The sequence below is a fragment of the Staphylococcus sp. GDY8P67P genome (genome assembly GCF_017892545.1).
GTDB classification, from domain to species: domain Bacteria; phylum Bacillota; class Bacilli; order Staphylococcales; family Staphylococcaceae; genus Staphylococcus; species Staphylococcus ureilyticus.
The window spans coordinates 1-22,864 of the sequence record NZ_JAESLH010000021.1 but is presented as its reverse complement, the minus strand read 5'-3'; the positions used below and the strand labels follow the sequence as shown (position 1 = coordinate 22,864).

Genomic DNA, 22,864 nt, shown 5'->3' with positions numbered 1-22,864 from the left:
TCACTCTGACCCTACAATCTTGCCTTTTAAAACTAAAAAATACTCAACCCACAATTAATGTTTTTGACACATTAAATGCAAGTTGAGTATATACAACTGATTACACAATAATATCAGAAACCCATAAAGTAACTTTAATTTCTGGAAGATATTCTAATTGTGTAATAAATGATAACAATTAATAACAATACCCAAATGACAATAGACGCAATTTGTGTAATCACAGGATTACTAATCATCGCATCTATTGTTTTTTGACAAAACAACAACCCAATACCAGTAAACTCTAATCTTTTAAAATAGATGCCAGAAATACTAAATATGATACCTACAAAAAAGATAAATTGATGTGCATATAATGATACAGCGACAATGCCTAAATTAAACCCAAAAGCGTGTGCAAATACTAAGATAAGCGCTGCTGCTGCAACACTCAGCCCTATCACTCTTTCAAATTTATTACTATAGAGATAATTTTTCCAATCAATTCTCAAATAAATGAAGATTGAAATCGGTAAAATAATTAAACAATATAAAATTGATAATCCAGTCGCTGCTTGGAACGGTACATACTGTTTATCATATAGATAGGATAATAAAATAAAATTGATAATAAAAAATACAATTGGGTTTAATTGTAAAGTAAATAAATTGCGTTGAATCGTTAAAATTATTTCAGCTGGTGATTTCTTTCTGTATTCGATATAATCCAAATCTTGTGCTTCTGATTTCTTTAACTCTTTTTTTAATTTTCCTTTAATATCATCGATAAGATTGGGAGAAAGACCTTTATGAGTGAAATAATCATTGATATTTTCTATTAATACTTTGTCATTAACTCTCATGATAGGCTCCTTTTTGTTAAATAAGTGCTTTATTCATTAATAAAATTAGACTTTCACTTATTGTAACAATAAAATAACCGACAAGTATATAGCTTTAAACTTGTCGGTTTTGATTCATTTTAATAATTACAAGTGAAGATTATTTACTAATATCAATGCGATAAAGTTTAATATTTTTATCATTAGGTGATGGAGAACTAAATTGATAAGATACTTGATTATCTTGAACATATCCAAAGTTGCCTGTTACTTTATTATAATGTTCACGTGCAACTGCTTGGTTGCTTACAGCATTTTTCACTTCTTTATATGATGGTCCATTTGTATCGTTGTAACTCATTGATACACGTGTGATTTTACCATTATTTTTCTTACCATCTGCAGTTACCACTAGCACACCATTATCTTTTTTAAATTCATAATAATGTTCTGTGCCATCAGGTTTATATGAATAAATTGGTTTTTTATTATTTTTTAATACTGATTGAATAGAACTTCCTAATTTTGCACCTTCTAATGATTGGTCTCCATGTTGCAATTCATTAACACTTTGGATAGAGTTCCCTGATGCTGCTTCAACATTTCCTGCCGAAATACCAGAAAATGCCAAACCTGTAACTAAAACTGCTGCACATAATTTTTTCATAAGCACTCTCTCCTTTATATTTAACTTACCTTCATTGTGCTTATTCACATTGTACTATAAATATTACTAAAATAACAGTGATGTTACAAAAAGATTACAAAACAGTGTGTTGCTGTAATCTTTTCTAGACATCTATCAAAGCTGAATAATTTAAGATGCTAATTGAAGATGTTGTTCTATAAACTTTCTTACTTCATTGATAAATTTATCTTTTTCTTCTACGAATGGATATAATCCTGATTCTTCAAAAACTTCAAATTGGGTATTTCCGATATAATCCGCAACTTCTTTTGCTTCGAATACTGTAGTTCTTTCTCCATGCTGTCCAACAATAATTAATGTAGGTAAATCTAAAGCTTTTAAATAATGCATGACATTATTGTCAATAAATGATTGTTTTACCGCTTCTATTTCTGCTTTCGTAGACATGTTGTTCGTATTTTCAATTTGCTTTAAGAATTTTTTAGCTTTTCTTTTGGAATAATATAATTGCTTATCAAGGAATTTTTGTTGTGCCTCATCATCCCAATTTCTAATTTTATCTGAATACTTTCTATATAATCGCTCTTCAGGCGTGATGTCATTCAATAGTGTAGGATTCACCATCGTTAATGATGACACTAATTCTGAGTATTGTGTAGCAAATAATGCGGCAATAGAACCACCTAATTCGTGAGCTATGATAGAGCATTCATTAATATATAAATAATCTAATAATTCCTTAATATCTTTCGCATATGTTCTAAATTTGATGTCATTCGGTTTGTCAGAATAGCCATGTCCTCTTAGATCAATGAGTACTACCTGATATGCTTTATTAAATTTAGTTTCTAAATCATTAAATACTGAAAAGTTATCAAAGGCAGTATGAATCATGACTATTGCTTTACCTTCACCACTCGTCTTGTAATTTAAAGCAACACCATCACTTGTTGTAAATAGGTTCATCATTTATCTCCCTTTCTTATTAATTGATAAAATGGAAAGTAATTCTTCCGTAGTTTTAATCGTAAAATCTACTTCTTCTGGTAAAGGTGTTAGATCATTTTCATTATCTTCATTAAACCAAACACTAATCATACCCATGGCCCTTGCAGGTGCTACATCATTGAGTGGATCATCACCAACATATATTGTTTCTTCAGGTTTGGTACCTAATTGCGACAACATATCTTCAAAAATTTTAGGATGGGGCTTGCGGTAACCTACAGTTTCAGATGTAGATAAATAATTGATACTGTCTTCGATACCTAAAGCGTGCAGACGAAATTGTTTGATTTTCGACTTACCATTTGCAATCACACCAGTCAAATAACCATTCTCTGTTAATTTTTCTAAAGTATACTGTGTATCATAATATGGAAATACATATCTGTAAAAATGCATTTCAAAATCACTAAACAAATCTTTCCAAGTTAGTCGATCTACATGAAAATCTTTAATGAGCGCCTTATATAATTCAGGTTTATCGTGATCTTCATCATCATCTAGTGCTATAAATTTACGTTTGAAGTCTTCCAATTGTATGCGTACAAAATAGTCATGAAACCTTTCAAACTGCTCTTCTATAAATTTTTCTCGAGATTTCTTTCTGTCTAATAATGTCCCTTCTAAATCAAATACAATCGCTTTTACCTGAGTTAAATCCATAATCATAACCTCTTCAATCTTAGGTTTACCTTTTACTTAACCTTAATTAATAAATATCATTATATCGTATAAACCATCTCGAGACGATAGTAATCCTTAAGTTTATTCTATGCTCCGTGGTTGAGTGATCATGATGTAAAATAGTACTGGTATGCCTAATAATGCTAAAATAATACTAGCAGGAATTTCAAATGGGCTTAACAATATACTTCCTAACCAATCCGACATTACCATCACTATACCACCTATAAACATATTTAGTACCATTTGTTGTCCAAGATTGAACTGCTGACCCTGACGTCGTACAAGCTGTGGAATAATCATGCCTATAAAACCAATGATGCCTACATATGCGACAATTACTGCAGTAATCAATGAAGCAATTAATAACACGCAATATGTTAATGATTGTACATTTAAACCTAAAGATGTTCCTTTCAAATGGCCTAGCTGTAATATCTTAATTTTTGGTATTAAACTACATAATACAATAATACCGATGAATAACGTAATACCTATATATATTACCTCGTTATACTCTGCAGATGAGAAACCGCCAAACATATAATTCACAATATTATTCATCTTCTGTTGATTAAAAATAATCAATACATAAAGAAATGCATTAAACAATGCACCTATCATAATACCGGATAAGATGAGTGTCCTTATCGGATAGCCTTTAGACATAGCAGTAGTAAGTGAGATCACTGTAATTAATGTTATAACACTAAAAATTACAGAAAAAACTGGTAACCATAAAAACGATAACCCTAATACTACAGCTATACCAGAACCAAAAGTTGCCCCACTTGCTAAACCTAATGTAAAGCTGTCGGCTAATGGGTTATTTAATAGCGTCTGAAACATATGACCTGCTAATGTTAAACCAATACCTGCTAATAATGCTTGAAGTGTTCTAGGCACTCTAACTTGAAATAATATAGATTGTGACAATGCTTCATTAATATTACCGATATTCCAAAGCATGCTTAGTAGTATACTGATAATGAGTAGGACGATACAAATAATAAGTGCTTTATTATATTTCATGTCTTTGCCACGCTTTCAATAAAATCGTTCAGTTATATTGAATGATAAAAATATTTATTGTTCGTTATTAAAATGGTATATATTTTTATGCTAAAAGTAAATATCACATGATAAGAAATTCATAAAGAAAACGTCAATTCTATATCATTTCTATAGCAATTGACGTTTATTTGTTAGCGAAAGCTATTTAGTTCCTAGGCTAATCTATCTTTGTGTTTTAGTAAATTACTATTCATAAATAGCTTCTTTCAATTTTTTCAATCCATCATCTATACGTGGACCTGGTCTTGATATTTCATCACCATTAACAGCTTTAACTTTATTGTGCTGCACCGCTTTAATTTGATTAAAACCACCACGTTTGTTAATCATTTTTTGATATTCAGATGATGAAATACCCATTGTTGATATCATCAAATCTGGATTTTGCTTAATAATATCTTCTTTACTCACCTTCTGCCAACCTTTTAAATTAGAAAAACTGTTTTCTGCTTTTAATTGTGTCAGCATATCATCAAAAAATGTTTCTTTACCTGCAGTGTATATTTCTGGTTCAGATGAAATTTCCATGAAAACTTTTTGCCCTTTTACATCATTAGGCACTGATTTTTTTACGTTTTCGATATTTTGTTTTGTTTCTTTAACGAGTTTTTTGGCTGCTTTTTCTTTATGCGTTACCTTACCAATTTGCATAAATGATTCATACATTTCATCAATAGATTGTGCATCTTTCACATAAACAACTTTCACACCACTATCTTTTAATCCTTTAAGTACTTTATCATTCGTCGCTTTTTGAGATTCATGTGCCAATATTAAATCTGGTTTGGCTTTCATCAATGATTCTTTATTAAGTTTCATCGCATCAAATTGTTTCTTATCTTTTACTTCTTTAGGATAATCATCTACAGTTGATACGCCTATCACATCGTCACCCAAACCGAGTTCATATAAAATTTCCGTATTACTAGGCATTAGAGAAATAATACGTTTATAAGTGTGACCCTCAGATTGCCCTTCATCATGCTTTTGGTCTGACTTCGTACCACAAGCAGTTAAGACTACTACAAAAACAAGTAACAAACATAATAATTTATTCCATTTCTTCATACCTTAATCTCCTAATAGTTATTTTATTCTATATTACCAAACTCTCATCTCAATCGTTAAGTCTATTTTATGAAATTTAATTTTCAAAATAAGGATCTAAAAATGTATACTTGTTTTCATTTTTTCCATTAAAGTAATTTTTCCCAAAATTATCTAACAACGCATGAAATTCATTAGCATCTGCATTAGTAAATGTTTCAGGAAGTTCAATATGTCGCTTCAATTTCTCATAACTTTCTGTGTTGGTATAGCCTAGTTTTTTAAAAATTCTTCTAGTATAACTATCTGGAATAAAGACAACTTCTTCAAAAATATAAACTAAACACACATCTGCCGTTTCACTACCAATACCTTTGATTTCTAATAAAGCATTACGCAATTGAAGTTGATAATATGATCTTACAGCTTGATAATCAAAATCAAAACGTTTCAACCAGGCAAGTATATTCAAAATCGTTTTAGCTTTATTTTTATAAAATCCGCTTGATTTTATAAGCATTTGCAAAGATTCCAAATTCAAATTTAGCATCTGCTCTGGATCAAATTCAGTCTTAACCTTTAATTGTTCAAGCGCATAAGCAGCATTTCTCCAATTGGTATTTTGTACTAAAATCGCTCCTAATATCACTTCGATTTTAGACTCAGCAGGCCACCAATGTTGTGACCCCATATGTGAAGATAATAATTTATATAGCGACTGAATATCTAACATGTTAGCATTACCCTCCCAGTGATCACGATGAAGTAACCAATATCAAAAAAGAGCAAGTAAGGTTTGGTGATAGTACTGACGGAAATGCATCAAACTATGATTAACAAACCTAAACTTGCTCTTAAATAAAGGACTACTTTAATTACATAATAATTACATTGACTCTGGCGCTGTTACGCCAACAAGGTTTAATGCATTATGTAATGTAATTCTCACTGCATCAATTAATGCAATCAACGCTTTTGTTTTTTCTAAATCATCTGTTAAAACTTTTTCATCATTGTAAAACTTATGGAAATGTGCTGCCAAATCTTGAATATAGTTTGTAATTCTATGTGGTGCTCTGTGTGTTGCGGCACTTTCAATCGTTGGTTCAAATTCAGCAATTTTTTTCATAAGCTCAGTCGCTTTATCGTTTGTGATAAACGAATAGTCTGCGTCAGTTGAAGGTTCAATACCTTTTTCTTTAGCTTGTTTTAAAATTGAACAAATACGTGCATGTGCATATTGTGCATAATATACCGGATTATCTTGTGATTCTTGCTTTGCTAATTCCATATCAAAATCAAAATGCGTATCAGGACTGCGCATCGTTAAAAAATATCTCGCGGCATCCACGCCTACTTCATCCATAATTTCACGTAAAGTAATTGCATTTCCAGTACGTTTACTCATTTTCACTTCTTGACCGTCCTGCATTAAGCGGACCATTTGCATAATTTGAATTTCAAGACGCTCGCTATCAACACCAAATGTTTCCATTGATGCTTTCAAACGCTGTATATAGCCATGGTGATCTGCACCAAATAAGTTTATTAATATATCGTTACCACGTTCAATTTTATCAAAATGGTATGCAATATCTGGTAAAAAGTAAGTATAATTACCATCTTTTTTAATCAATACACGATCTTTGTCATCCGAGAAATCGGTTGTACGTAACCATGTTGCACCATCTTCTTCATAAGTGTAACCAAGTTCAGTCATTTTATTAAGTACTTGTTTGATTTCACCAGATTCATAAAGCGTTGTTTCGCTAAACCAATTATCATAATGTGTATTAAAATCAGCTAAGTCTTTTCTTAGTTTTTGCATTTCGTAATCGACGCCAAGTTGTCTGAATGTTTTAATACGTGCTTCTTCGTCTAAATCCTTTATTTCCGGTTGTTTCTCTGCCAAATCTTTACCAATATTGATGATATCTTTTCCGTGATAGCCACCTTCTGGCATTTCAAAAGAATCATCACCAAGCGCTTCAAAATAACGTGCTTCTATTGAACGAGCTAAATTGGTAATTTGATTACCAGCATCATTAATATAATATTCTCTTGTGACATTATAACCAGCCGCTTCTAATATATTGGCCAACGTATCGCCAACTGCGGCATTACGGGCATGACCTATATGTAAATCACCTGTAGGATTAGCCGATACATATTCTAATAAAATATTTTCACCATTTTTAACTTTTTTATGACCAAATTGATCACCATTATTGATTGCTTCAGTAATAATCGCAGTCAAATAAGCACTATCTAAATAAAAATTGATAAAACCAGGTCCTGCGATATCAACTTTTTCAACTTGTGCAGCCGTTGTATCCAAATTTTCAACAATTGCTGTTGCGATTTCGCGTGGATTACGTTTCGCTATTTTTGTTAAGACCATTGCTATGTTTGTTGAATAGTCACCATTTTTATTATCTTTTGGTATTTCGATTTTAATTTCAGGTATTTCATTCACGTCGGCAAGTTGTGCTTGTTGAATACTTTTCTTAATTTCTTCAACCAACTTTTGTTTGACTTGTTCGATTATGTTCATTTACGGCATCTCCTTGTAAGTAATTTCATATTGATAAGATCCCATCTTCTCTTCATCTTGAATTAAATCATAATGCACTTTCAATTTTCCACCATTATCATTTACAAAATGTAAAATAGAATGTGTATAAACGGTCAATGGTATGCGACCGCCACTAATTTCATACAAAGTAATCGTTTCCTCACCTTCTACAAAATGAAGGTTTAACTTAATATCACCATTGCGGATAATCTTTACTCCTGAACTTTCAATTTTAACTGTCACATTAACGATTGCTCCGTCTATCTTTTCTTGATAACGAATAAAATCGGCTTTACGTTTTTGCCAAGATCCTGTAGTAGACAATGAGAATTTTTCCTTATTATCGAATTGTTTAACCACTTGTTTCGTTTGGATTTCAACATTGTTCTCCAATGTAAGTTTCACCCTAATCTTTAAAATAATACAAACCATTATAGCATACTTGAAATATGCAAAACAGTTGCTAAATTAATTTAAATTCAATAATCTCCATTTTCAAAGTTCGTTTACAACACCTTCACAATATTCAAAAACCACACATAAAAAAAGTAGAAAAAACAAAATCAAAATCTGATTTCGTATTTCTACTCTTTTCAAATGACGCAAATATCCCAATGCATACGTTACATGCATTTAAATACCGATGTTCTTATGTTCTTCGTTTAATATCGTTGAACTCTTAAAAACCAATGATATTATACTGTTTCTAAAGCTTCATGCAATGAAGCATCAGAGTTATTCCACATATCTATATCATGCGATTTAAGAAACGCTGCTAATATTTTTTTATTTTGGTCACCTATTTGATCGATTTCAATATTATGTTTCATTGATTTATCCATCATATTGACATGTTCAGGCATACTTTTGTAACCTCTACGAATACTTCTATTTACTAATAAATAGCATGCTGTTAGTCCGGCATAGTAGGGTCCATTTTCACCACGTTCTGTTGTAACCCAACACAACCAATATTCTTTCGCCTCTTCACCTTCAACGGTCGCCTTATCTTTAATCCATTTGACACCTTTTTCAACACTAGAACGCGCATGCATGCCTGCAATATCAATAAATGCCTCTTCGTTTGCAACATCGATAAACACTGGTGCTACGTTATCTAAACTTATAGAACCAATATTGGTACCTTTGTGACCATCCAACGGATCATTTTTAATAATATTGAATTTAAATCCCTTATTTTCAGCCATCAGCTTCCACCTCCATTATTAAAACAAGTAGCGCTGCAATTGTTAAATTACAATCCTACATAAGTTGTCTATATTAAAATTTTGCCATATTTAACAAAGTGATAAAAGTCATCAATTTTTAAGTGCTTAATTTAATTCATCTAATATACTATTAATTGCATTTCTAACTTGGTCATCTTCTATATCAGAAATAAATTCTTTTGGATAATATAATTTATAATCTTGTCTGTTAATGCCAGTTATACTATGAATAACTAAGGATTGACTACTAATTTCTCTTATTTTACCATTACGTCTCAACAAATGAATCGGCTGTCTGTCTGATCCTGGACGGTCATAATCATAAGGTAAATCAGAAAAGGATTCACTTACAAAGTAATAATTCGGATCTATACCTGCCTGTATAAACAAATCTGTTAATTCTGTAATTGTAATAATAGAACCATCAAATGGCATATATTTAAACAAATCCCGATTAATAAATCTACGAGACAAATCACTTAATATAGCGTCATCTTCATTAATCCATGCTTTTAAGTAATAAACTACAACCGCTTCATCTAAATCTACATACTGTTCAATCGTCATAGATTCTTCAAAGAACGGTATAAAATCGGCAGGATATTTTTTAAAAGTGTACCCTTCATTATAAAGTTGCTTTGCTCGTTTCAAACAATTATTAAGCAACACTTCTCCACCTCGACTAACTGGATGGAAGTAAACTTGCCAATACATTTGGTAACGGCTCATAATGAAGTTCTCTACTGCATGCATACCACTTTCTTTAATAAGTACTTCATCTTTTGAAGGTCGCATCAATCTCAAAATACGTTCCATATCAAATTGCCCATACGTAACACCCGTAAAATATGCATCACGTTGCAAGTAATCCATTCTATCAGCATCAATTTGTGAAGAAATCATAGAGATGACCAATTTATTTTCATGTGTTTTATTAATAACATCAGCTACTTGCTGTGGAAAATCTTCAGAAACACGTCGTAATACACGATTTACTTCTGTCGGGCCAGTAATAATTTTTTGCGTAAATTGTTCATGATCTGTATTAAAAATCTTCTCGAAGCTATGTGAAAATGGTCCATGACCTAAGTCGTGTAATAATGCGGCACATAGTGCAAGTGGACGATCATCATTATTCCATGCTTCACGACCGTCAAACGAATCATCAATTAATCTTCGAACAATCTCATATACACCTAATGAATGTCCAAATCTACTGTGTTCAGCGGTATGAAATGATAAGTATAATGTACCCAATTGCTTTATACGACGTAAACGTTGAAATTCTTTCGTTTTAATCAAATCCCAAATCACTTGGTCTCTTACATGAATATATCTATGAATGGGGTCTTTAAATACTTTTTCTTCAGGTAACTTTTGTGTAGCATAAGTTGTAAAAGTCAATGTCGTCCTCCTATTCATACCTTGTTAATGTGCATCTATGATAAAGTTTTACGCATCAATGCTAAATCCATTTCTTCCCCATACATCACGTGCATATACGAGCGCACACGCTCAAACCCTTTTTGTTCATAAAAAGCTACCGCTTCATCATTCTTATTATCCACTTCTAAAAATACTTCATCATATTCGTTTTGGAAATATGCCAAGCCTTCTTTCAGTAAATCAGAACCATATCCATGATGTTGCCACGAAGGTCTCACGTAATGGGCTGATAAGAATAATTCAGTGCCATATATAAAGTTAGCAAAACCAATGATCTGATCATCCTCTTCGATGACTAAAAATAATTGTTCTTCTAACCTTTTAAGTAAATGTTGTTCATTATATGAAGCAGCCAATAATTCATTTACAGTTTTAGCTGCATAGATATTTAAATAAGTATTATACCAAGCTTTTGTTGCTACATCTCTGATGCCTACAACATCTTCTGGCGCTGCTTTCCTAACTTTGTGCATGTTGGTTCCCCCTATTTATAGTAGGTAATAATACTCATATTATAACATAATTTTAGTGTTCAAAATACTTAATCTATTCATATGAAAATAGCTTGGACAATAGATAACATTGCCCAAACTATCTCTAAATATTACTTATTTAATGTATCTTGCCATTCTCGTGCGCGGTTTAATGCATACGAATCTTTATCAATATCTCCTGGTTTTTCAGCAGTTCCAATAATATAACCAGATAGCGTAGCACCTAAAAACTCTAAGCTATACTTGATTTGAGTGATACATGGCTTCGCTTTTACTTTTGGAAAATCTCCGCCGACAATAATGAGTCTAAAATCTTTTTCAGCCATTTTTGCCTTAAAATCCTTATAATTAGGATCCATTAAAGTTTCAGACCAATGATCAATGAATGCTTTCAAAGAGGCTGATATACTATACCAATACACGGGTGAGGCAAAAACAATTGTATCACTGGCTAACACTTGATCTATCATTTTTTTATAATCATCTTCATAAGTATCAATCGTTGTCCCATCATGTCTCACATCTCTCACTGGATTCAATTGGTACTGAGTTAAATCAAACCATTTGTAGTCATGTCCTGATAAGGCCATTTTAGTCAATCGAGCAGTGTTTCCCTCCGGACGACTGCCCCCGAACAAAACTGTAATCATAATAATCTCCTTTTCATATATTAAAATATTCCATTAGAGATATCTTAATAATTTTACACAAAAGTTCATAAATATAACATGCGTTTACAATAGTATATTATAGCATTAAATGATTTGTAGGAAAATTTATATATATTTATATATTTCAACTAAAATTTAAAAACTTTATAAAATGGGCATAGGATAGAAACTTAATTTTCTTTTAAAAATTTCGTCATCTCAACCTGGAAATGATAACTAGAATGAATAAAAGTACACAGTGATGCCTGAGCTAAAACTTATACATAAGTCCACTCACTTATTTATTATTTTCTAGGAAATAGTTGATTTATTTTTTCAATCTCTTCTTGAGTTAAATTAACCTCTAAAGTTGTTAAATTGTCCACGACTTGATGTGGTTGCTTTGCGCCTGGAATCACGACATCCAATGAAGGTTGAGTTAAATAGAATGCAAGCACAATATGTGCAACATCTACATTATGATTATCTGCAATACCTCTCAACTCATCAATTTTCTCTAAATTTTCTTTGAATTTTTCACCTTGGAATTCTGGATTCTTAGCACGAATATCATCAAATTTTGTATTTTCAGTGTATTTGCCAGCTAAAAGACCTGAAACTAAAGGGAAATATGGAATAAATGTAATTTGATTTTCTTTTGTATATTCAAACACATCTTCATTTTCGCGATTTAATAAATTGTATTCCATTTGCACAACATCAACATAGCCGTCTTTATTCGCTTCTTTAAGTTGATCTAATGTAAAATTAGAAACTCCTATCGCTTTAATCTTACCTTCATCTTTTAAATCTTTTAATGCAGCAACTGCTTGATCTTTAGGCGTAGTATCATCTGGAAAATGAATATAATACAAATCAATATAATCTACTTGAAGACGTTTTAAGCTTTTTTCTACTTGATCTTTAAGAAATGCTGGATCATTAGACATTTTCACATTACCATCTTCATCAAAATAATGCGCACCCTTTGTGGCAATTGCAAACTCGTCTCTAGCAAATTCTTTAACCGCTTCTCCTACTAATTCTTCCGAACGTTCTGGACCATAAATATAGGCTGTATCTAACAATGTAATACCATTTCTAACAGCAGTGCGAACCGTTTCTTTACCTTTTTCTTCGTCTAAATCATTATAAAAATTATGTCCACCAACAGCATTTGTACCTAAAGCAATCGGTGATACCGTTACATTTGATTTTCCTAATTGAACTTTTTCCGTCAAAACAATCCAACTCCTTATATATTAATTTTGAAATATTTATAGAATCTCTGGCTCAAATTGTTTTTGTATCCCTTCATTACGAAAGATACTTTGACAATGCCATCAACAAACGCATGAACTGCTGAATACTATATAATATATCTCTACCCTTTTTCACTCAGTTTAATAATATGTTATACATATCGTATTTATGCACATAACAAAAATTACTTAACTTCATTAGTAATCATCGCTATTTTAAATATCTTGTCTCTCTAAAAAAGTATTGCCATGTAATTCAATTGTTTCAACTATTGCTAGCACAATTTGTTCGGAACACATATGATTTAACACGTAATGTTGAGACATAACAATATTAAGTTGCTGAATAACTTTTCTACCACTACTCAAAATTTAGCATGTTTTTGATGAGACCTTGAAGTAAAATGCTTAAAAATTACGTTTCAAAAATTTAGACATAATGGGACGTAGGACAGAATTCTAATTTTATTAAAATTATTTCGTCATCCACCTTTGCAAAGATGACTTGATTTAAAAAACATAAAATGATTTACCTAAGTTCAATCATCTACCTAAAATATAAATGCACTGGGACAAATCAATTACAGAGATATACACATAAAAAAGTAGGATGCAATGCGTGTTACACCCTACTTACGAATCATTTTTATTTAATTATTGTAATATATTTTTAAAGTGTCCATTTAATTAATGTCGACGCATATGACAAGCCGCCACCAAACCCAACTAATAGCATGAGGTCACCTTTTTTAAGTTGATGCGCTTGGACAGCTAAGTCAATCGATAATGGAATCGTAGCCGATGACGTATTACCATAATATTTAAGACTCATTAGCGCTTTATCTTTAGAGAGGTTAGCCTTTTCACATATTGATTCTATCATTCTGGCATTAGCACTATGTGGCGCAAACCAATCTATGTCCTCTTTTTTATAATTCGTGTTACGTAACGTATTGTCAATAATATTCGGAACATTGCCGACAGCCCATTTATATACGCCACGACCATTTTGAACAATATAACCAGGATTTTGTAAATCTTCGCCAAACATAGTATGAGAAAGTTCTGAACAATATAAATGATGTCCTTTGTCACCGTCTGAGCCAGAACTACTAGATATAAAGCTCGTTTCATCTTCACTGTATTCTACTAAAAATACGCCTGCTCCATCACCAAACAAAATACATGTATTGCGGTCTGTGTAATCTGTAATTCGTGATAGTGTTTCCGCGCCAATAACTAGCACTTTTTTATTTTGACCAGATGTAATCAGACCATTAGCTATATTCAAACCATAGGCAAAACCTGCACAAGCTGCATTAATATCAATGGCCCCTGCATTTTTTAATCCAAGTTTCGCTTGCACATAAGATGCGACACTTGGGGTTTTATAATCTGGAGTCAATGTAGCATTGATAATCATATCAACATCATTTAATTCCACTTGATATTTCTCTTGCAAATCCAGCACTGCTTTATAACTGATATCACTCGTATATTCATCTTCAGCTACAATTCTTCTTTCAACAATCCCAGTTCTTTGTTGGATCCATTCATCAGAAGTATCAACAATCTTCTCGAAATCATGGTTATCCATTCTTTTTTTCGGTACATAAGCACCTTGCGCAGTAATTTTAGCAAACGAATTCATATCATAACTCCTTTTATCAATCTATAACTTTAAAATTTCAAATTCTTATTATTTATCATACGCTTCATACTAATGAATGATAACACAATCAATGCAACACCTATAACATAGATAATAATTTCTAACTATAAATAAATATAAATAATATTATTAATTTATAGTTATAATTTATCACATGAACTAAATGTATAATAATCTTTAATTGACTTTTCATAATTTTTAAATTAATATTCATTTTTGGTAACGTTTACATTATTTTTTAAGTAAAGGAGCAACAAAATGGAAAGTGATGATATCAAGCACTTGGTTGAATCAGGTCAACTATCTGTAGGCATTGAATTAGGCTCTACGCGTATAAAGACCATTGCTATCGCACCTAATTGCGAAACAATTGCAACAGGTTCTTTTGAATGGGAGAACAAATATGAAAATGGTTATTGGACTTATTCCATTAATGATGTATGGGTAGGCATTCAAAAAAGTTATGCTGAAATGTCACAATCAATTAAGGATAACTATCATGTTCAAATTAAATCCTTAGCTTCTCTAGGAATTAGTGGTATGATGCATGGTTACTTAGCATTTGATGACAATGATGATTTATTAGTACCTTTCAGAACTTGGCGCAATAACAATGCGAATAAAGCAGCAAAATTGTTACGCGAAGATTTTAAAGTAAATATACCAGAACGCTGGAGCATCGCTCAGCTGTTCCAATCAGCAATAGATGACGAAGCACACGTCAAACAAGTTAGTTATCTAACTACACTAGCTGGATATGTTCATTGGTATTTAACAGATAAAAAGGTATTAGGTATTGGAGACGCATCTGGTATGTTCCCAGTTGACAGCGAACGTAAGCAATTCCGTCAAGATCTATTAAAACGTTTTAATACATTATTTCAAAATTTAGGTTACTCGCAAGATATTAACGATATGTTACCAAATGTCATTGTAGCTGGAGAAATTGCTGGTTACTTAACAAAAACAGGCGCTAAACTCATCGACCCAAATGGTGAACTGGAACCAGGGTGTCCAATGTGTGCACCAGAATCAGATGCTGCAACAGGCATGGTGGCAACGAATAGCGTAGCACCAAAAACCGGAAATGTTTCTGCAGGAACTAGTATATTTTCAATGATTGTACTAGAGAAACCGATTACTTATGTTTATCCTGAAGTAGACATTGTAACTACACCTGATGGTTATGATGTTGCGATGATACATGCTAATAATTGTACATCTGATATCAATGCTTGGGTTCATTTGTTTGAAGAAGTCTTCCAACTCATGAATGTAAAATATGATAAAAATGAACTTTTTACCAAGTTATTTGAAAGCGCTTTTAATGGAGATGAAGACTTAGGAAAATTATTATCTTATGGCTATATCTCCGGAGAATTCATAACGGATGTCAATCAAGGTTATCCGATGTTCCTACGTCACGTTGATAGTGAATTCAATATTGAAAACTTTATGAAAACACATATTTTTAGTGCCTTTAGTACTTTGAAAATTGGTATTGATTTATTAAAAGAAAATGAAGATATTCAAATTGATAGCATGCTAGGCCACGGTGGTATTTTTAAAACAGACAAAGTTGCACAATCCTATTTAGCTGCAGCATTAGAAACACCAGTCAGTGTTATGAAAACTGCTAGTGAAGGCGGTGCATGGGGTATCGCAATATTATCCCGTTATTTACTAGAAAATCAATATACAAATTTGGCCAATTACTTAAACGTTAAAGCTTTTGATAACACTGACCAAATCACTTTAAACCCTAAATCTCAAGATGTTGAAAGTTTTAGAAATTATATTCAAAAATTTAAAACATTATTACCTCTCCAACGACAGATAGATGAGTATATTTAAAGTCGATTAACATTTTAGAAATCATATTTAAAGATTAGGAGAGATTTTTGTGGATACACTAAGTACAGATAGCTCTAAGCAATTTTTAGGCTTACCGTTAACTTTAATTTGGGGTTATATCGCAGTAGCTATTTTCATGACTGGTGATGGTATTGAACAAGCTTTTTTATCAAAATATATTGTTAGTCTTGGGTTTGAAGCACATCAAGCATCCGCAGTCTTAACACTTTATGGTCTTATTGTAGCAGTTGCATCTTGGCTTTCCGGTATTTTGGCTGAAATTTTTAGCCCGAGAAAAATAATGGCATTTGCGTTTATCATTTGGATTATTTTTCATATCGGTTTTTTAACTTTAGGGTTAGAGCAACATAGCTATCCAATGATGTTAATTATGTATGGTATTAGAGGCTTTGCCTATCCGATGTTTATCTATAGCTTCGTCGTCTGGATTACGTATTCAGCTCCAAAACATCGTCTAGCTTCAGCTATGGGCTGGTTCTGGGCAATGTATTCCGTGGGTATCGGGTTTTTAGGAACCTATCTACCTAGTTTTACAATACCTTGGATTGGATTTATGGGAACATTATGGTCTTCCATAATATTCATTTTAATCGGTGGTTTAATGGCCATGTTTTTAGTTAAAGATAGAAAAGGCTCTGAGAAAGAATCCGATAGATTAACGCCCAAAGAGATATTACTTGAATTCGCTAAAGGAATAACCATTTTAAAAAATCCTCAAGTTGCTATTGCTTGCGTAGTTAGAATCATTAACCAATTAGCCTTGTTTGGTCTTGTCGTTATCATGCCAATCGTATTCACTGATACCGTAGGATTTACTACATCAGAATGGTTGCGAATTTGGGGATTAATGTATATTGTAACTATTTTTACTAACCTATTTTGGGGTGTGGTTGGCGATAAAATCGGATGGGTACGACAAGTGCGGTGGTTTGGCTGTATGGGAATGGTGATTTCTACATTAGCATTTTACTATTTACCAATCTCGACTGGACCCAACATTTGGGTTGCTGGTGCAGTAGCGATTGTATTTGGTTTTGCTGTCGCGGCATTTGTACCGATGTCAGCCATTTTCCCCATTTTAGAACCAAATCATAAAGGGGCAGCGGTTTCTATTCATAATTTATCTGCTGGCTTAAGCAACTTTGTCGGACCAGCTATCGCAACGTTAACCGTACCGATAGGAGGTCCTGTATTAACTATTTGGACATATGCAATTATTTATTTCATAGGATTTATACTAACTTTCTTTATGAAAGTTAACCAACCAAATCATTAAAAAGGACAGGAGTTTTAACATGACAAATATATTAGAACAATTTAAATTAGATGGAAAAGTAGCAATTGTAACAGGGGGTGCGATGGGCTTAGGCAAAGCCATGGCTACTGCATTAGCACAAGCTGGTGCTAACATCGTTATCGCTGACATTAATGAAGCGGTAGCTAATGATACTGCACAAGAAATTCGTGAAACTGAAAGCGTAGAAGCGATTGCTCTAAAAGTAGATGTTACAAATCCAGATGCTGTAAATCAAATGGTCGAAGAAGTTACAAAACAATTTAATAAAATTGATATTTTAGTTAATAATGCTGGCATGACGATTAATGCAAAAGCTGAAGAAATGTCATTTGAAGATTGGAATAAAGTTATAAATTTAAATCTGAACGGCATTTTCTTAGTTGCACAATCCGTTGGGCGTGTAATGATTAAACAAGGCTATGGTTCTATCATTAATACATCCTCTATGTCAGGACTAATTGCTAATAAACCTCAAGAACAATGTTCGTACAATGCTTCCAAAGCTGGTGTCATCATGTTGACGAAAAGTTTAGCTATGGAATGGTCAAAATACAATATTAAAGTAAACACAATTGCCCCGGGTTATATGAAAACAGAACTTACGAAACCTTTCTTTGATCAAGGTGGAGCAATGATTGAAGACTGGATGGGATTCACACCTATGGGCAGACCAGGCACACCAAATGAACTCGGTGGTATCGTTGTATATCTTGCATCTGATGCATCTTCATTTGCACAAGGTAGTGTCTTCACAATTGATGGTGGTTACACAGCACTATAAACATTAATAGCATATAATGGTCTAGTTTCAATAATATATTAAATTAAAAAACACTTTTGCTCAATGCACATACATTATGTCGGCATGAACAAAAGTGTTTTTTTATATTCATTAGTACAAAAATGATTAAACTGCATTGTGCAATTCAATCATTTCATATGTGTCACCTTGAGTGTCTTTCACTTACTTTTCTTCTTAGCTAATTTTTCTTTCAGTTTGCGATCTTGTTCTTCTTTACGTCGTTTACGTTCCTCATTGCGTTTTCTAAGGCGCTCTTCCTCTTCAGGATCTCTAGGTTTTTGCAACTGTTTTTCAATTTTTTCCATAAGCTCATCTTCAGTTAAGGCTGCTAATGGGCGATTATTAACAAATGCAAAAGTTTTACGTCGACCAGGACCACAATACGATTGACAACCTATTTCTATTTCTGCATAAGGATCTAATTTTGTCAGTTTTTTCTGTAAAGATTTACAATTAACGCCCTGACAATCATCGCAGATTAAAAATTTATTTTGCAAAATCAATCCCCTCATCTTTCCAAACGTGAATGATTCACTCATTTTACTGATAAATTATGTGAAATATGCGCTCAATTTCCTATCAAAGCCACATCAATATATTTATAACGATAAATTACAACTCTAATTATTTTACTCTATTTTAAATTTTTTTCAAGTTATGCTCCATTAGATCTAAAAGTTGTGTATGAAAACATAGCATTACACGTTCATGATACTACTTTTTTCTATATACTTTTCTGTTTGATTTTTATAATTCAATCAAAAATCGGCTGGACAAATCAATTGTCACAGCCGTGTCGCTTCTCAATTTATTATTACGATAGTATAACTTATATATGAGTTTCAACTCAACTAAAGCATCATCCTTGCTAGGATTAGACAACGCAACATTTAAAAATTATTTTTCCTAAGCTTATTGTCCATGATAGATACTAAACTCTAACGGTTTCACTTCATTTTCTAGCCATTCTTTATAAATTGATTGTTTATCAACTTCATTATTAATGATTGTGATACCACAGTCACCGCCACCAGCGCCTGATGTTTTAGCAGCACCACCATATTTTTCAGCTACAGAGCATAACACTTTCAAATGTGCAGTTTCAATATCAATCGTAGCCTCATTATCCATGGATTGAATAATTTCACGATTCATCCGGATCATTTGCTGTACACCTTTGATATGATTCGTTTTAAAGGCATGAATTAATTTTTCTACGCAAGCATGTGAACGTTCTAAAAATTTCCCGTAAAATGTAGGGTCAGATTTCAAACGTTTCACTTCACTCACTAAGTGATGTGAAGACGCAGGCGATCCTGTCCAACCAATTAAGACTTCCATATTTTCTGGTGGTTGTAGTGGCTCAATATGTAAACCTGGCCAGTTTTTATTTAGTACTTCGTTGACAGAGGTATCTTCAATTTGTTGTGAAACCCACTCATGATCAAATGTACTATAAGCAAGCCACCCTGTGTATACACTAACTGCGATATCTCCACAAGAACTCAAACTTTGCAATTTCATATTTGCAATCACTGCAAGTTTATAAATATAAAGATTTGATAAATGCATCTCATAAAATTCATTTAAAGCTTTTACTACAGATACAAGTACTGCTGCACTTGAACCTAAACCGTATTTATGACCATTTGCGTCATCTAGATTACTATCTATCGTTAAATTAAAATGTTTTAGGTCAATGTGATTACTACTCACAAATTGCTCAAAAACTTCTATAGCTGTGATGACGTATTTTAATTGCTTTGCTGCATATAAATCAGATAAGACTATCTTATCTTCTTCTCTTTGAAATGTAACTGGCTCATGATGTAATGTCTTTGAGTGGATTGTACCTTCTGAAGCATTAGAGTCTTCAATTGAAGCCGTTACAAATCTATTAACAGCTATTAACACAGATTTATACCCAGGTTCAGTAACAGCATATTCACCTGCAATATAGAGCTTACCTGGCGCTTTTACTTGAATCATGTTATCTCTTCCTTACTCAATAATTTCAACACCTGTACGTGTAATGTCACTTGCAATAATTTGATCATCATTAAATGATTTTTTCAGTGCATCAATGACTGCCTGTTGATTTTTCTTTTCTACTAAAATTTTAACGTTGGGTCCTGCATCCATTGTGAAATAACAAGGGTAACCAGCTTCGCGACATTGATGTACAATATCCATAGCTAAATAACTATCTTCTACCATATATGTAAAAGGAGGCTGTGAACCTAAATTTGTTGCATGCATCCTCAAGCCATTCTCTTCAATAACTTCTCCTAAGTACTTAAAATCTTTGTCTTTAATCGCATGCTTAACTGACGCTATGTCTTCATCTACATGATCTAACCAGTATTGGTAAAAACGAGATGTATCACGCGTATGTGACATACCAGCACGACTAGAAACTTTTTTTGTTTGATTATTGATCACGACAAATATCATTGACAAATCATCTTCCCAGTGATCTGCATCAATCGGGAAACTATATGATGATGCATCATCATGACCTTTTTCCCACTCTACAAAACCGCCATAGATACTTCTAGAAGCTGATCCTGATCCTCTTCGAGCAAGTCTAGATAATGCTTTACCCGTTAATCCAAGTTTTAAAGCTTCATTACATGCTGCTGCTAATGCGGCATAAGCACTTGCTGATGAGGCTAAACCTGCAGCTGTTGGTACGAAATTATCACTTTCGATATGCGCATACATAGATGTTTTACCCAGTTCTCTAACAATATCCATAAAACGACGAATTTTAGTTGCTTCAGCATCATCTACTGTTTGTCCATTTAAAATCAATAAATCTTTAGTATATTGTTCAGAAAAAGTTACTTTAGTCTCTGTATAAAACCGATCTAATGTTACCGACAAGCTATTATTCATTGGAATAATATAGGCTTCATCAGCTTTCCCCCAATATTTAATCAGTGCAATATTTGTATGTGCACGTGCTTTGCCACTACTAACCACCTTACTAACCTCCTAAATATTCAATCCATGTATGATGTGCACCTAACGATTGTGCACTTTCCACAATTTTTTCAGCCGTTTCTAAAGTAGAAGCTAGAACAATCATACTTCCGCCTCTACCTCCTCCAGTTAATTTACCAGCTATAGCACCTTGCTCTTTACTAACCTCTAACAATTGCTCAATTTTTTCATGACTAACAGTGAGTGTTCTTAAATTCTCTTGACACAAATTAAATACCATAGCAAGTTGTTCAAAGTTATGGTGTTCGATAGAATCTCGCGCCTCATGTACCAATTTGCCGATATGTTCGACAAAGCTAAGGTATCCACTATCTGCTTTACATAAATTATGTACGTCTTCTACTGCTTGTTTTGTTGAACCACGAATACCAGTGTCTATCACAACCATATACCCATTTAAATCTAAAGGCTTTAATGTAGTAACCTTTCCTTTTTGAAACCAAACTGGCTTGTTAGATACTATGGTTTGTGTATCTATCCCACTGGGTTTGCCATGCGCAATACGTTCTGCCCAATTCGCTTCTTCTATCAAAACCGCATCTGTTAATGGTTTATTTATATAATCGAAACTCGCACGTACAAATGCGACTGCCATTGCAGCACTTGATCCTAGGCCTCTTGATGGTGGTAAGTTCGTATCTATAGAAACTTTGATGGGTGTTGCAATATCATATTTATCAATAAACCTCGTTATTACTGATTTTAAGTGTTCAGGTGCGTAAACCAATTCACCATCATACACTTCACTTTTAATATAGGAAGACTCTGATGCATTTAAAGACTCAATTAATGCACTCACTCTCCCTGTCGTAAATGGAATCGCAATTGCAGGCTCTCCAAATGTCACCGCGTGCTCACCTATTAAAATCACCTTGCCATTCGCTTCCCCATAACCTTGTTGTGCCATATTTTCAATCACCTTTAGTATTTTCTTTAAATTTAAATAATATATGCTTTGCACCGCGATTTTTATTAATCTCAATTTCATTCCTAGTTATCTTAACATTTCCCGGGAAATTTTGTGTTTAATAGCATTTCGCTATAGTATTCATGCTTTTCATTTTTAATCAAGCAACCATTACGTGCATTTTTACACAACTCAATCGATTTTCACACAAATCAAAGTATATTATCTCACAAATTTCATATATTGGCATACGTCTCGAGACATAGTTTTTTAATTTGTATCAAAATTGAACGAAATGAGCAAAAAGTTAATACCTGCTACTAATTATAAACAATACTTATTTATTATAGATAAAGTCCGTATAAT

The 22,864-nt window shown here is 32.7% G+C and carries 22 protein-coding genes; 3 read left to right on the top strand and 19 right to left on the bottom strand.

The features are described 5' to 3' along the window. Positions 1-134: 134 nt before the first annotated feature. The 15 genes from KA833_RS07825 to KA833_RS07755 all read right to left on the bottom strand — a co-directional run bounded on the left by KA833_RS07825 (position 135) and on the right by KA833_RS07755 (position 14,590). Positions 135-845 (bottom strand): hypothetical protein, encoded by a 711-nt coding sequence (locus KA833_RS07825; protein WP_210127985.1) that lies wholly within the window; start codon positions 843-845, stop codon positions 135-137. A gap of 139 nt (positions 846-984) precedes the next feature. Next, on the bottom strand, positions 985-1,491 hold the full coding sequence (locus tag KA833_RS07820) for an SA0570 family protein (RefSeq protein WP_073343389.1): 507 nt from the start codon (positions 1,489-1,491) through the stop codon (positions 985-987). Positions 1,492-1,641: 150 nt separating this feature from the next. Beyond that, a complete protein-coding gene (locus KA833_RS07815; protein ID WP_210127983.1) occupies positions 1,642-2,439 on the bottom strand; it encodes an alpha/beta fold hydrolase in 798 nt (265 codons plus the stop codon). Positions 2,440-2,442: 3 nt separating this feature from the next. Then, positions 2,443-3,141, bottom strand: a complete 699-nt coding sequence (locus KA833_RS07810; RefSeq protein ID WP_046207296.1) for an HAD family hydrolase — start codon at positions 3,139-3,141, stop codon at positions 2,443-2,445. A 102-nt stretch (positions 3,142-3,243) separates the two neighbouring features. Next, complete coding sequence (locus KA833_RS07805) at positions 3,244-4,194, bottom strand: FecCD family ABC transporter permease (protein ID WP_210127981.1); 951 nt, start codon at positions 4,192-4,194, stop codon at positions 3,244-3,246. A 228-nt stretch (positions 4,195-4,422) separates the two neighbouring features. Next, complete coding sequence (locus KA833_RS07800; RefSeq protein WP_046207294.1) at positions 4,423-5,304, bottom strand: ABC transporter substrate-binding protein; 882 nt, start codon at positions 5,302-5,304, stop codon at positions 4,423-4,425. 76 nt (positions 5,305-5,380) lie between these two features. Next, positions 5,381-6,016 (bottom strand): endonuclease III domain-containing protein, encoded by a 636-nt coding sequence (locus KA833_RS07795; RefSeq protein ID WP_046207293.1) that lies wholly within the window; start codon positions 6,014-6,016, stop codon positions 5,381-5,383. 153 nt (positions 6,017-6,169) lie between these two features. Next, positions 6,170-7,837 (bottom strand): arginine--tRNA ligase, encoded by a 1,668-nt coding sequence (argS, locus tag KA833_RS07790; RefSeq protein WP_070657576.1) that lies wholly within the window; start codon positions 7,835-7,837, stop codon positions 6,170-6,172. Next, positions 7,838-8,290: a YwiB family protein gene (locus KA833_RS07785; RefSeq protein ID WP_438873266.1), complete on the bottom strand. Its 453-nt coding sequence runs from the start codon at positions 8,288-8,290 to the stop codon at positions 7,838-7,840. A 263-nt stretch (positions 8,291-8,553) separates the two neighbouring features. Continuing rightward, positions 8,554-9,066, bottom strand: coding sequence for a YwhD family protein (locus tag KA833_RS07780; protein WP_046207290.1), 513 nt, complete (start codon positions 9,064-9,066; stop codon positions 8,554-8,556). 126 nt (positions 9,067-9,192) lie between these two features. Further along, positions 9,193-10,509, bottom strand: coding sequence for an HD domain-containing protein (locus KA833_RS07775; RefSeq protein ID WP_174894800.1), 1,317 nt, complete (start codon positions 10,507-10,509; stop codon positions 9,193-9,195). Between the two features lie 17 nt (positions 10,510-10,526). Next, positions 10,527-11,006, bottom strand: a complete 480-nt coding sequence (locus KA833_RS07770; RefSeq protein WP_064209583.1) for a GNAT family N-acetyltransferase — start codon at positions 11,004-11,006, stop codon at positions 10,527-10,529. A 131-nt stretch (positions 11,007-11,137) separates the two neighbouring features. Beyond that, positions 11,138-11,677 (bottom strand): flavodoxin family protein, encoded by a 540-nt coding sequence (locus tag KA833_RS07765; protein WP_070038947.1) that lies wholly within the window; start codon positions 11,675-11,677, stop codon positions 11,138-11,140. Positions 11,678-11,982: 305 nt separating this feature from the next. Then, positions 11,983-12,918, bottom strand: a complete 936-nt coding sequence (locus KA833_RS07760) for an aldo/keto reductase (protein ID WP_046207286.1) — start codon at positions 12,916-12,918, stop codon at positions 11,983-11,985. A 691-nt stretch (positions 12,919-13,609) separates the two neighbouring features. Continuing rightward, positions 13,610-14,590 carry a ketoacyl-ACP synthase III gene (locus KA833_RS07755; protein WP_192946090.1) on the bottom strand — a complete coding sequence of 327 codons (981 nt, stop codon included), beginning with the start codon at positions 14,588-14,590 and terminating at the stop codon, positions 13,610-13,612. Between the two features lie 279 nt (positions 14,591-14,869). Between KA833_RS07755 and KA833_RS07750 the strand changes: the two genes are divergently transcribed. Genes KA833_RS07750 through KA833_RS07740 form a run of 3 tightly spaced genes read left to right on the top strand, consistent with a single transcriptional unit; the run spans position 14,870 to position 18,564 of the window. Next, entirely contained in the window at positions 14,870-16,465 is a 1,596-nt protein-coding gene (locus KA833_RS07750) for a xylulokinase (RefSeq protein ID WP_070657568.1), read from the top strand. A 49-nt stretch (positions 16,466-16,514) separates the two neighbouring features. After that, positions 16,515-17,762: an MFS transporter gene (locus KA833_RS07745; RefSeq protein ID WP_107360006.1), complete on the top strand. Its 1,248-nt coding sequence runs from the start codon at positions 16,515-16,517 to the stop codon at positions 17,760-17,762. Positions 17,763-17,781: 19 nt separating this feature from the next. Next, entirely contained in the window at positions 17,782-18,564 is a 783-nt protein-coding gene (locus KA833_RS07740) for an SDR family NAD(P)-dependent oxidoreductase (protein ID WP_046207282.1), read from the top strand. Between the two features lie 179 nt (positions 18,565-18,743). On the opposite strand, the gene KA833_RS07735 is transcribed toward KA833_RS07740, so the two are convergent. From KA833_RS07735 to mvk, 4 genes are all read right to left on the bottom strand, one after another. Beyond that, positions 18,744-19,082, bottom strand: coding sequence for a YuzB family protein (locus tag KA833_RS07735; RefSeq protein ID WP_046207281.1), 339 nt, complete (start codon positions 19,080-19,082; stop codon positions 18,744-18,746). A 415-nt stretch (positions 19,083-19,497) separates the two neighbouring features. Then, a complete protein-coding gene (locus KA833_RS07730; RefSeq protein ID WP_046207280.1) occupies positions 19,498-20,574 on the bottom strand; it encodes a phosphomevalonate kinase in 1,077 nt (358 codons plus the stop codon). 12 nt (positions 20,575-20,586) lie between these two features. Next, positions 20,587-21,570, bottom strand: a complete 984-nt coding sequence (mvaD, locus tag KA833_RS07725) for a diphosphomevalonate decarboxylase (RefSeq protein ID WP_046207279.1) — start codon at positions 21,568-21,570, stop codon at positions 20,587-20,589. A 4-nt stretch (positions 21,571-21,574) separates the two neighbouring features. After that, positions 21,575-22,498, bottom strand: coding sequence for a mevalonate kinase (gene mvk, locus KA833_RS07720; RefSeq protein ID WP_210127977.1), 924 nt, complete (start codon positions 22,496-22,498; stop codon positions 21,575-21,577). Between the last annotated feature and the right edge of the window lie 366 nt (positions 22,499-22,864).